Here is a 13,246-nt window from a genome sequence, read left to right as displayed (position 1 = left end):
TTGTGTAACACATTGTGAATAGTTAATATAAATAATAAGGTAAGTTATGGAAAAGATAATAATAATTGCCATGTTCGTTCAGGTAACACTTTCATTAGTTGTGATGGTAATAATGGGAAAACGACGTTTTGCGGCGGCTAAAAACAAACACATACAGCTAAGTGACTTTGCTGCTATGCGCCTTGATAATGCGGGCGATCATGTCAGAGTCGCTGATCGTAATTTTAGTAATCAATTTGAAATACCTGTGCTTTTTTATGCGGGATGTTTGCTTGCTTTACAGCTTAATATGGCGAGTGTCCCTATTGCAGTATTGGCGTGTATATTTGTAGCGACACGCATTATTCATAGCCTCATTCATCTTGGTAGTAATCATTTAAGAGCCCGTTTTAGAGTATTTTTGCTAGGCTGCTTAGCTGTGTTTGTAATGTGGGTAATGCTACTGGTGAGCGTACTTTACAACTAAAAAAACGGCGGCTATGATAAGTCGCCGTTATTTTTACGGCTTATTTAGTGCGTTTTAACCTAGGTGCTACAAGCAATAGTGCGCCTAATAACCATGCCATACTGCCACTAGAGTCTGAACTTTGTGGTGGTGTCACTTCTACGTTATCAATTAATGTATTCTCTTTAGGTGTTAAATTTTGTGCTGAATTAGGATCGTCATCAAGCACAACCACCGTTTGTATTGATACTAAGTTTTGATTACTAATAACCACATTTTCATCTGAACATTGCTCTTTAGTAATACCAACCAATGGTACCTCTGCACAATGAACTAAGGCCGCTATTTTATCTAAAGTTTCTTGGCTTTGTGCTGTTATTTGTCCGAAAACGGTAAACCCACCATTTTGTAAATCTAAGTTTTGGCTGTTATCACTCATATTAAAAAACCATTGGCTAGTGGCGCTGTTTTCATTGCCGCCCTGCTTTGCCATGGCAATTGTGCCTTTTACATTTGAGTAAACAGGTTCGTTAATAACCGCTGGCTTGGTTGTAATGGGATCCATTTCATCAGAAAAAGTAAAACCTCCCCCTTGAATGACAAACTTATCAACAGAGCGGTGTATTACTGTTTGATTATACGCAGCATCATTAACATAACTTAGGAAGTTTTCTACTGTTTTAGGTGTTTGTTGATCAAACAAGTTAATTTCTATCGTTCCTTGGCTCGTTTGCATTTCGACTATGGTTGCTGCGCTTGAAAAGCTCGCTGCAGTTAAAATTGACGCTAAGATAAGCTTCTTCATTATTATTCCTATTTTTTATTGTCATTAGGCGTCATAGAGTAGTGTTATTCATTTTATAAATCGATACATAAGCACTTAACACTACAATTCATATCAAAGTAATTACACTGCAGTTACAACTGTTTACATTTTAATTTTAAACACGTTATGGTGAGTTAATTGTCTGAGAGCCTTGCAATACATCAAGGTGACTCTTTTTTAATTAACTTTAAGCCTAGCAAGGTACTTAAAAAGCCCCTTATCAATCACTCTTTTTTTGTTATTATCAGCCTACACAGTGATAGGAGTAAATATAATGGCGAACAACACGACTATTTGTGACTTTGGGCTACACCAAGGTGAACCATACACCCAACTTCCCGTCAGCTTTTTGAAATGGATGATTGATGTAAATCATCAAAAATCTCAATACGCACATGATGAGCTCGCACGCAGAAAACGGGTTGTAGAGCAGCAACGTGAAGCCTCATTGGCTGAAAAAACATGAATAAGTGCGTTTTTTTAAACTCGAACTAGTTTAAACTAGCCGCCTACTATACTGAGTTTTGTTAATCGATAGGTATTTTATGCGTACTCTTGTTTTTCTCATTTTATTTCTTGGTTTATATGGCTGTGCCAGTGACTCTGTCAATAAACCTGCAGTACACTACTTAACTGTTCTTCATACCAATGATAATCATGGTCGTTTTTGGCATAATGAAAAAGGCGAATATGGTATGGCTGCGCGTAAAACCCTAATCGACCAGCTAAGAGCCGATGCAAAAGCACAAGGGCATCAGGTGTTATTATTATCAGGTGGTGATATTAATACTGGTATCCCTGAATCAGACCTGCAATTTGCTGAGCCTGATTTTAGAGGCATGTCGAAAATTGGCTATGACGCAATGGCACTAGGTAATCATGAGTTTGATAATCCATTGAGTGTATTAAGACAGCAACAGCAATGGGCTAACTTCCCTCTTTTATCGGCTAATATCTTTGATAAACAAACTAACGAAACTATTTTTGAACGTTATAAAATATTCAACAAAGGCGGCTTAACCATTGCCGTAATTGGGTTAACAACGACAGACACCGCTAAAATTGGTAACCCGCAATACATTGGTCACTTAGATTTTAAAGATCCGGTTGAGATAACCGCCTCACTTACCCAAACATTAAAAGCAAAATACAATCCCGATATTACTATTGCGGTAACGCACATGGGGCATTATGTAGATGCCAATTATGGGATAAATGCCCCAGGTGATGTTACGCTTGCCCGCTCTTTAGATAGAAACGCCCTTGATATGATTATTGGTGGCCATTCCCAAGAGCCAGTGTGTATGGCTGCAGAAAATGTCACAGATGAGAATTTTAAGCCAGGTTTAGCCTGTAAACCTGATCAGCAAAATGGAACCTGGATAATGCAAGCACATGAATGGGGTAAGTATGTGGGTAAAGCGGAGTTTAAATTAGAAAACGGTCAATTATCACTACTAAGTTATCAATTATTGCCCGTTAATTTGTACGTAGATAAAAAGCAAAAAGACGGTAGCGTAAAATCCGTACTTGCTGCAAATTACATTAAACCAGATCCAGCGCTACAAACCTTTTTAGCGGCGTACCAAAAAAAAGGTGCAAAGCAAATTGAAGGTAAAATTGGCTTTGTGAATGACAGACTCGAGGGTGATCGTAACAAAGTACGCTTTGAACAAACTAACCTTGCTCGGGTAATTATTCAAGCGCAAATGAATACCGTAGGTGCCGATTTTGGCATTATCAGTGGTGGCGGTGTTCGCGATAGCATCAATGCGGGTGACGTGAGTTATAAAGACATACTCAAAGTACAGCCTTTTAAAAACCGTGTCGCCTATATCGATTTCAAAGGCAATGATATTTTAACCTATTTAAATGTCGTGACGCGTTTCCCACCAGACTCTGGAGCCTACATGCAATACCACAACCTAGCCTTTGAACTTAAAGAGGATCAAGTAACTAACGTGTTCATCGCCGGCAAGCCGCTTGATATAAACAAAACATACCGCATGAGTATTAATGAATATAATGCTTCTGGTGGCGATAGTTATCCAAAAATTACACAAATGGCAGGTTTTGTAAGCACTGATGAAACTGACTCGCAAGCTTTAAAGCGATTTTTTGCTGAACATAGCCCCGTTGATGCTCGTGAATTTGCACCTAAATAATCTAATGTGAACAGCGAAGAGTGTCATTAAAATGCTAATGACACTCTTCATTAAACTTTATCTGAGAGCAAAGCTAGTTAATCAAACATTTCAGCCCACAAATCACTCACCCTAAACGATAAAACTAAATTACTTTCCTATTATTTCTATATTTCCTTGACCCACATTTGCTAACCCATAACTGTGCATTCGTGAGCGTGAGCCCTCTCCAAATGCTTTCGGTGGGTAGTATAATCCCTTTTGTTCAGGGCAATCATTTAACACGTCATCCAGTGCGGCACGAATTTCACTTAATGTTTTCTCTAGACTGTTATTAAAGTTTGGACGCTTTCTTACTGTATGACCAAGCTCAACTAAACGATAGAAATACTTATTGGCAAGCTCTATCAATTCCTCGGGTACATTCTTGTTATGATTAAGCTTGATCTCTGAATTGTTAGTGCAATATTCAACAAGCGCTAAATAAAAACATAGAGGTTTGTTTGCCAAAGCCACTTGGTGCTCCAAAGAAGCGCTACTCGATAATGTTTTACTTTTTAAATCAATGATCAGGGTTAATGGTTTTGACTCTGTAGTATTTGATTCTGCGTGAATAACCTGCTTATCATCATTTTTGTTGATATAGGCTAATTTTATTAGGTATGTTAGTAATACGCTAAGAATAAAAAGCATCCCATAAATAGCCACCACATCATGCTTAAAATACGGCTGCCTCAAAGACAAAACAATAAACACCACACCATTATTACTATTTAACTCTCGAATAAACTCTGTGGAAGTTTTTAAAGAAGCATCAAATTCATGTTGTGGCGTTATAGCTACAACCTCAATACCGGTTCTATCAATAAAGGTGTTTAAGATTTGAATATAATTAAGTAAAGCTGCTTTATTACCTGAGTGTTTAAGCAGCTCATTTGATAAATCTAACAAAGGTAAGTCTAAAGCGATTCGTTTTTCTATTTGTATTATTTGTAATTTATTTACTTGCTGTTGTTTTTGCATTGTCGAAACATAAAAAACAGACGAGAAAACCAAGAATAAAAAAATTGTGCATATTATCCATATTAACCTATTCATTACGACTCCCCTATAAAGGTAACAGGGTAACTATTGCACTGCCAATATGGCTCAACATCTTGATAATATTGAAACGATTGTTCTTTAGACATACTCAATAAGTGAGACTGTACAGCACAGAGTAAATCAGTATTGTTATGCTGCATTTTTAAGTACCAACGGGTGCCTGCCACATTACTACTAATAGGCGTAATATAATTTTTTGAAAAACGCTGACTGTCACTTTCTCTCCAAAAAGAGGCAATAAGGTCTACTTCCCCGTTCGCCAATAATTCTCTCAATTCATTATGTGAACTCGCATAGGTTATTTTTAGATGAGCAATGTTTAGGCCTAGCTCTTTAAAGGCTTGTTTGGGTAAAATGTGCCCTGAGCGACTCGTTGGATAATCTAACAGACCGATTTTTTTATCTAAAAAATATTGTTTGCTGATCTTTGGTTTTTCTTTTGAAGAGATAAAAAACGCAGTGTAATCAGAAAAGCCAACCACAGGCTGATAGTTGTAAGTAGATTCAGCCTTAAACGCATCCATAATATTATTTTTCGCTAAAATTAAATCTGCAATACCTTTACCTACAAACTCTAAGCTATCAACGGTTCTATACCCCCAATAGCCAATGACAGAGCCATACTGTTTTGCCACTACTTTGTCACCACAGAGATTTTGAGTAAGTAATTGAGCAACGTATTTTGAGGGGGTAAATACTATAAGTTGACTCTTATTAGCTGTTGCCGTTGTTTGACATGTCGTTGATGTCTCAATTATTACTGGAAACGTTATATCTTCCTCGCCCACAATAACTTGACCTGAAAACCAACTTAGCAACACGCCCAGAAACATAAATGTAACAATCGCTGTTTTATGCAACATTAACTTCTTAATATTCAAAAAACACCCGTTTAAATTAGAGTAATAGCTCATTTGAACAATTTTAATTACTTATTACAACAGGTAATTTTACTCATTAAACACAACCCATTGAATATAAATAATTTTAAATAAGAAAGTATGAATTTTATTGAGTCCTTTCTATCAACTAAAAAAATGAGGACAATTGACCTTATCACCGTTTACCAAATAAATGTCACACTAACTAGGATGCTTCAATGTACAAAAATGTAAAATATTCGCTTTCTTTAACACTTTTAATTAGTGCAATATTTGCAAGCACAGATTGTAATGCTTGGGGCCAAAACGGGCATCGTGTAGTGGGTAAAATTGCAGAGTCGCACATAAGCGAAACTACTAAGACTGCACTTATCCCCTATCTCAATGGCGAATCTTTAGCTCAGATTTCAACATGGCCTGACGAAATGCGATCTGCACCAGGTGACTTTTGGCAAAAAAAATCATCTCGTTGGCATTACATTAATGCTGATGACAACGCGACCTTTAGTTTTGACCACGACCACACTAAACACAAAGAATCAGTAACAAACATATTAGAAGGCATTCACTACTCTATCCGCGTGTTGAAAGATGATAAATCAAGCCTCGCGGCCAAACAGTTTAGCTTGCGTTTTTTGGTGCATTTAGTGGGTGACAGCCATCAACCATTTCATGCAGGAAGAGCAGAAGATAGAGGCGGCAATCGCGTTAAGGTTTCTTTATTTAATCAACAGACCAACCTGCATAGCTTATGGGACACCAAACTAGTTGAAAACGAAAACTTATCTTTTACTGAGTACGCTCAGTTTATAAATACCAACAACAGCGAGCTAATTAGTGAATATTTACAAAGTACACCAACAAGCTGGCTTGAAGAGTCGCACAACTTAGCCCTAAAAATATATGAATCAACAGAAGAACAAATTAGTTACGACTATATCTACAACAACACCCCTATTGTGAAAACACGCTTGCAACAAGCGGGAATTCGCTTGGCTGGATTGTTAAATACATTATTTGATCCTGCTAACACGCAATCAAAAATGGCCTTAACACAGCAAACACAAAATTAAATTTAGTTTCTAACTTAAATCATCTACATGGGAAATCAACATTATGACTAAGCTTCGCCTTTCGAAATTAACTGGGGCTGTAATTCTAGCTCTAGGAGTTTCAACAAGCGCTATGGCTGCTGACACTTCATCTGCAATGCGTGGTAAAATAACCACACCTTCAGGTGCGAGCGCTGCAAACGTTAAAATTAAGGTCGTTCATCAACCTACCGGCACAATTAGTGAACTAACGACCAATGAAAGTGGTACTTTCATTGCGAATGGTTTACGTGTTGGTGGACCTTACACTGTGATCATCGACTCTGATACGTTTAACGATACCACCGTTGAAAACATCTTTTTAAACCTTGGCGAAACTTACAGATTAACATCGCAATTAGCGCCGCTAAACATTGAAAAGATTGAAGTCTCTGGTTATAAAATTGTACAACAGTCAGGTGGCTCTAGTAGTACGTTTGGCGAAGATACTATCAATAATATGCCTAGCTTTAACCGCGACATTAAAGATATCGCACGTTTAAATCCGCTTGCGAGTATTAATGGTAATGGTGAGCTAACTTTTGCTGGCAGCAACCCACGTACGAATGGTTTAACCGTAGATGGTATTGGCCAAAATGATGACTTTGGTTTAAGTTACGGCGGCTACCCGACTTCACAGCCTCCGGTAGCCCTTGATGCAATTGAGCAAATATCTGTTGATGTTTCTCCATTCTCTGCTTCTAAAGGTAACTTTGGTGGTGGTACTATTAACGCGGTAACTAAGTCAGGTACTAACGAATTTAAGTTTTCTGGTTTTTACGAAACATCAACACCTGATATTGCAGGCGATGTAGACAGCATATCTCAAGTGTTTGCTGATAACCGTCCTGTTTTAGATGACGATGGCCACCGTACATATATTGTCGAACAAGTAGAGCCAAATCAAACTGAAAAACGCTACGGTTTTAATGTTGGCGGCCCACTTATAGACGATACCTTATTTTACTTTGTTAACTACAATAAATGGTCGAGCGAACTAGATTTAGACTATGGTTTTGAAGGTTCAGGCGCAACCAACGAATACGATGTGAGTGAAGAAAGCTATAACCGCTTTCTTAATATTCTAAATAACGAATACGGCTTAACAGACTCTCTTGGAGGCGATCCTAAAGACACCAACGAAACATTACTTGTAAAATTAAGCTGGAACATTGCTGATGATCATCGCTTAGATTTTACCTATCAGTGGCAAGATGACAAAGATGAAACAAACTTTGGTACTGGTGGCACATCAGTTCAGTTTGCATCAAGTCGTTATACCTACGCAACCAAGTTTAATAACTTTGCTACCAAATTATATTCAGATTGGAATGAAGACTTTTCAACTGAAATCGGTATTGCATACAAAGATGTATCATCGAGAAGTTTAACAAATTCTGATATTGGTAGCGTTAAAGTTGAAGAATACTTCCGCGGGCCTTCTTATAACTTTGGTACCGATGAGTTTCGCCATGCAAATAGCTCAGCAACAGAAAATTTAACACTTTCTCTTGATGCCACTTATTTAATGGACGAGCATGAAATTAACTTTGGTATGCAATATGAGTCGTTAAACTTATACAACCTTTTTGCAGCTAACTCTCTCGGTTCATGGGAATTTGATAACTTTAATGGTTTCGAAAATCGTGAAGTAGGTAACTACAAAGGAGAATACGATTTTAGCTACAGCAATGCCTTTACAAATAACCCTAATGACACTGCTTACGACGCAACCCGTAATCAATTAGCGCTTTACATTGAAGATACTTTTTATGTTGGTGATGATTTAGAAGTAACGGCAGGTGTTCGTTATGAGCGTTTATCTTCTGATGATAAACCAACACTCAACGAAAACTTTTTAAACACCTATGGCTTTAGCAATCAAGAAAACCTCGATGGGTTAGATATTATTCTACCGCGTATTGGCTTTAAGTATTACGCAACTGAAGCGTTAACAGTTAACGGTGGTGTAGGTCGTTTCCAAGGCGGTATTCCTAACGTTTGGTACAATAACTCATTCCAAAACGATGGCATTACTTTTGTAGATGCACCACAAAGCGTTATTGACGAATACTATGCTAATAATCAAGCTGATATCACTCAAGTACCAGACGCTATAAAAGGGTCACTAGTACAAGGTGCGGGTAGTACAAACTATGTTGACCCAAATTTTGAACTACCGTCAAGTATTCGTGCACAACTTGGATTTGAGTACGACTTTGATTCTGAATTACTAGGTGAAGGCTTTAAATGGCAAGCAGAAATTGCTTATCACAAAAAAGAAAACGAAGCTGTGTGGCATAACACCGCCATTAAACCTGGAGGTGTAGCGGCCGACGGCGAGCGTATCATCTATGAAAGTATTTACAGCGGTGATTTAGCTGATAACTTTGATATAGCAATGACTAACTCAACTGATGATGGTCGTTCTGTTATTATTACAACAGCACTAGCTAAAGAGTGGGAAAATGGCCTTTATATTTCAGCAAGCTATGCGCATCAAGATGTAACAGAAGCGTCTTCAGGTTCTTCTTCACGTGCACAAAGCAACTATCAGTACAATATCACTAAGAGCCGAAATGAAGACTTTGCTGCCCGTGGTGCGTATGAAGTAGAGCATAGCTTTAAAGTTAATTTAGCGTATAACACTGAGTTCTTCAGTGGTTATGCCACAAGATTTAATGTGTATTTCGAACGTCGCTCTGGTCGTCCATTTAGCTATACTATGGGTATGTATGAAGATCGTGACTTAGGTGATACGCGTGACTTTTATTCAAGCTCAGCTTATTTAGCGTATATTCCAACTGGTGCAGATGATACCAATGTAAATTGGGATGAATCAGGGCTATCATGGAGTGAACTTGAAACACTACTTAATAGAGCGGGTATTTCTGAGCGAGGTCAAATCTTAGATCGTAACTCAGGCACGCAACCATGGGTTACCACTATGGATATTAGCGTTAAACAAGAGATCCCTGGTTTTGCAAAAGGTCATAGCGGTGAGGTTTACTTTATGATTGATAACTTTGCTAACTTATTAAACAGTGATTGGGGCGTAGAAAAGCGCTTAGGTTTCTCTGACCAAGCAGTTTACGACTTTGGCGGCTTAGACGATCAAGGTCGTTATATAATTGATAGCAGATTTAATGGCGCTGATGTTCGTAACTATAGCCAATATCAAACTAGCTCGTCTGCTTGGCAAGCTAAAATTGGTGTTAGCTATAAGTTTTAATAGATAGCCTGTACATCAAAAACTCGTAAAATTAAAAAAGCCATTACATGCATGTAATGGCTTTTTTTATGGAAAAAATCACTTTTCATCTGTTTGTCATAAAAACTACTTACTATTTGCACGGTAAAATATTGAAACATAGATAAAATGCTAAATTTCATAAATAAAGTGTTTTATAATAAAAAAATTACAGTTGTATTTTATTTGTAACAAACAAATGAGGTACACTATGTAAGTATTTTGGGTTAAGTGTATTTTGCGGTCGCTTAATCCAAAATTAAAATAAAAAAGCTATTAAAAGTTTATTTAACTACACGGGAAAATAAAATGAAAATTCAACTTCGCAAAACAGCTCTATCACTTGCTATAGCAGCATGTGTTGGTGTGAGTGGTGCTGCAATTGCAAACGAAACAACCTCAGCAATTAAAGGTCAAATAACTGGACCTAACGGTAACCCTGCTGCAGGAACTAAAATTACTATTTTACACGTTCCTTCAGGCTCTGTTAAAACAACTGAAGTAAATGACGCTGGTTACTTTACTGCTAAAGGACTTCGTGTTGGCGGCCCTTACAAAGTAATCGTAGACTCAGACATCTACGCTGACCAAGAGTTCAATAATATTATTTTGAACATTGGTAGCGACTACCCTGTTAATACTTCACTTGAAAACATCTCAGATATTGAGCAAATTGTTGTTACAGGTCGCCCTATCAGCACTATGTCTGGTGGTACGGGCCCAGCCTCAACTTTCACACTAAGCGATCTTGAAAATCAACCAGCTATTAACCGTGATTTAAAAGATATTATTCGTATTGACCCTCGTGTGGCAATTGATGATAGCCGCGGTACAATCAATTGTGGTGGTGGTAATCCAAAATTTAATAGCTTAACCCTTGATGGCGTTCGCATGAACGATAACTTTGGCTTAAGCTCAAACGGTTACCCTACTATTCGCGCTCCGTTCTCTTTTGATTCAATCGAGCAAGTAGCGGTAGAATTAGCCCCTTTTGATGTTCAATATGGTGGTTTCACATCATGTAACATTAATGCAGTTACCAAATCTGGCGGCAACGACATTCACGGTGGTGTATTCTACGATTACACTAACGATTCGATGAAAGGTGATAAGATTGAAGGTAATGACGTTGACAACGGCGATTACAGTGAAAAACGTTATGGTTTCAACGTTGGCTTACCACTAATCAATGATACGCTTTTCTTGTTTACCTCTTACGAGAAACTTGAAGGTGTTAAACAGTTTAACTATTCATCTTTAGTGTCTTCTGCAGAAATTGATGAAATTAAACAAATTACACGTGATGTTTATGGTTACGAAGCCGGTGCTACACCAGCAAGCTCACCAGTAGAAGATGAAAAAATCTTAGTGAAGCTAGATTGGAACATCAACGATGATCACCGTGCTAACCTAATTTATAACTACAATGATGGCTTTACCCTATCTCAATCAGATGCAGATGGTGATGAGCTCGCATTTGACAGCCACTTTTATGAGCAAGGTGCTGAGTTTACCTCAATCGTTGCATCACTTTACTCTGATTGGAATGACAACTTTTCAACTGAAGTTCGTTTAGGTAAATCAGAGCTTGACGCTCGCGTTCAATCTTTAGACGCAGCAAGCGGTTTTGGTGAGTTCCAAATCAGCACAGATAATGCCACGGTGTACGTTGGTCCTGATGACTCTCGTCAATCAAATGATTTAAACTACGATACCACAACAGCTAAATTCTCAGGTACCTACTACCTTGATCAGCACACGATTACCGCTGGTTTTGAGTATGAAAAGTTAGAAGTATTTAACCAATTCGTACAACATACTGAAGGTGAATGGCGTTTTGCTTCGATTGACGCATACAGAAATGGGATTGCTAATGCAGTTTATTATAATAACTCTGCAAGTACGAATAACCCAAATGATGCAGCTGCTAACTTTGCTTATTCACAAAATACATTTTATGTACAAGATGAATACAGCTTTTCAGATATCGATGCATCATTAACATTTGGTCTTCGTTACGACAGCTATTCAAGCGATGACAAACCAACATTAAATCAGAATTTCACTAATCGTTACGGTTTTAGCAATCAGTCTACTTTTGACGGTATTGATTTAATTCAACCACGCGTAGGTTTTGAGTGGTATGCAACCGATGCACTAGAAGTACGTGCGGGTGTTGGCTTGTTCTCAGGCGGTAACCCTAATGTATGGTTGTCTAACTCATATTCAAATGATGGTATCACCAATATTGGTGCTTATATCAGCGATATCAGTAATTCTTATAAAGTTGGTTCTGGTGATGATGAAGTCACTCTAGTTGACCTATTTGATACGCCAAATGTAAATGGTGGTACTCCAGGTTACGACGTTCCACAAGATATGTTTGACAAAGTAGCAAATACTGAAATTGGTTCGGGTGATGCTACAACGAACGCGGTAGATCCTAACTTTGAAATCCCATCAGAGTGGAAGTACTCTTTAGGTGCTACATATACTACAGAAAACGACTATGTTATTGCTTTGGATTACCTTTACACTAAGAAACGAGATGCAGCGACTCTTGTAGATATTGCTTTACAAGATTCTGGTAAAACTACTTTTGATGGTCGTCCTATCTATGAAAGAAAAGAAGATCCATTAAATCCAGGTAAATACCGTAGTGGTGAACTATTACTAACGAATGTGAATGGTGATAGTGGTGAGTCTTCAATTATATCTGCTGCAGTAAGTAAAGCGTTTGATAATGGCGTAAGTGTTCAGTTCTCATACGCTTACACTGATGCAGATGATGTAAACCCAATGACTAGCTCTGTGGCCAGCTCAAACTACGGTAACCTAGCAACATCAAATCCAGGTAACCCTGGCGTGGCATCATCTGATTACGAAATCCCACATCGCTTTACATTAAACCTAGGTTATAAGCACGAGTTCTTTGATGGTTATAACACGCGCTTCAACTTATTTGGTGAAGCATATAAAGGTTTACCATATAGCTTTACCTACAAGAGTAATCGCGACACGGGTGCGGGCGATATTCAATTTGGCGATAGAAACTCTAATGGCGCGCGTCAATTATTGTATGTACCACTTGAAAATGATCCAAACGTTGTCTACGACATGAGTGCTGATGAAATCAATGAGTTTAATGACTTTATCGCATCTGAAGGTCTTAAACGTGGTGAAATCACTGGTCGTAACCAACAGAACTCTGATTGGTTCGTGAAATTTAACTTTAAAATCACTCAAGAAGTACCTGGCTTTATGGATGGCCATAAAGGTGAAGCATTCTTCGTAATCGATAACTTAACGAATATGTTAAACGATGATTGGGGTGTATTAAGAAAAGGCTCTTTCGTGGGTAATAAGATGGTTGAAGTAAATATTAATGACCAAGGTCAATACGTTTACTCAAACTTCAGTGCACGTAGTGCTGAACAGTCTGTACAACGCGATGCCTCTTTATGGGAAATGCGTGTAGGTGTTCGTTACACGTTCTAATTTGATT

The 13,246-nt window shown here is 38.0% G+C and carries 9 protein-coding genes; 6 read left to right on the top strand and 3 right to left on the bottom strand.

The window, feature by feature from the left end; genetic code table 11:
- Positions 1–46 precede the first annotated feature (46 nt).
- A complete protein-coding gene (locus LOC50_RS16895) occupies positions 47–466 on the top strand; it encodes an MAPEG family protein (RefSeq protein ID WP_028834120.1) in 420 nt (139 codons plus the stop codon).
- A gap of 40 nt (positions 467–506) precedes the next feature.
- On the opposite strand, the gene LOC50_RS16890 is transcribed toward LOC50_RS16895, so the two are convergent.
- Positions 507–1,250 (bottom strand): peptidylprolyl isomerase, encoded by a 744-nt coding sequence (locus LOC50_RS16890; RefSeq protein WP_008112351.1) that lies wholly within the window; start codon positions 1,248–1,250, stop codon positions 507–509.
- Between the two features lie 295 nt (positions 1,251–1,545).
- Here LOC50_RS16890 and LOC50_RS16885 point away from each other — a divergent pair, with 295 nt between their 5' ends.
- Positions 1,546–1,737, top strand: a complete 192-nt coding sequence (locus LOC50_RS16885) for a hypothetical protein (protein WP_036983896.1) — start codon at positions 1,546–1,548, stop codon at positions 1,735–1,737.
- Between the two features lie 79 nt (positions 1,738–1,816).
- On the top strand, positions 1,817–3,436 hold the full coding sequence (ushA, locus tag LOC50_RS16880; RefSeq protein ID WP_250654002.1) for a bifunctional UDP-sugar hydrolase/5'-nucleotidase UshA: 1,620 nt from the start codon (positions 1,817–1,819) through the stop codon (positions 3,434–3,436).
- Between the two features lie 129 nt (positions 3,437–3,565).
- Here ushA and LOC50_RS16875 read toward each other — a convergent pair whose 3' ends face one another.
- A complete protein-coding gene (locus LOC50_RS16875; RefSeq protein WP_214552653.1) occupies positions 3,566–4,513 on the bottom strand; it encodes a hypothetical protein in 948 nt (315 codons plus the stop codon).
- On the bottom strand, positions 4,513–5,382 hold the full coding sequence (locus LOC50_RS16870; RefSeq protein WP_214552654.1) for a type 2 periplasmic-binding domain-containing protein: 870 nt from the start codon (positions 5,380–5,382) through the stop codon (positions 4,513–4,515). The genes LOC50_RS16875 and LOC50_RS16870 overlap by 1 nt, the downstream gene beginning before the upstream one ends.
- 236 nt (positions 5,383–5,618) lie before the next feature.
- On the opposite strand from LOC50_RS16870, the gene LOC50_RS16865 reads away from it, so the two are divergent.
- The 3 genes from LOC50_RS16865 (at position 5,619) to LOC50_RS16855 (ending at position 13,239) form a co-directional block, all read left to right on the top strand.
- A complete protein-coding gene (locus tag LOC50_RS16865) occupies positions 5,619–6,473 on the top strand; it encodes a S1/P1 nuclease (protein ID WP_250654001.1) in 855 nt (284 codons plus the stop codon).
- A 43-nt stretch (positions 6,474–6,516) separates the two neighbouring features.
- On the top strand, positions 6,517–9,723 hold the full coding sequence (locus LOC50_RS16860; RefSeq protein ID WP_250654000.1) for a TonB-dependent receptor: 3,207 nt from the start codon (positions 6,517–6,519) through the stop codon (positions 9,721–9,723).
- Between the two features lie 327 nt (positions 9,724–10,050).
- Complete coding sequence (locus LOC50_RS16855) at positions 10,051–13,239, top strand: TonB-dependent receptor (protein ID WP_250653999.1); 3,189 nt, start codon at positions 10,051–10,053, stop codon at positions 13,237–13,239.
- Positions 13,240–13,246 lie beyond the last annotated feature (7 nt).

Source organism: Pseudoalteromonas sp. SCSIO 43095, assembly GCF_023650455.1.
GTDB classification, from domain to species: domain Bacteria; phylum Pseudomonadota; class Gammaproteobacteria; order Enterobacterales; family Alteromonadaceae; genus Pseudoalteromonas; species Pseudoalteromonas tetraodonis.
The sequence above is the reverse complement of the archived record's forward strand: the minus strand, read 5'-3'. Positions and strand labels throughout refer to the sequence as shown.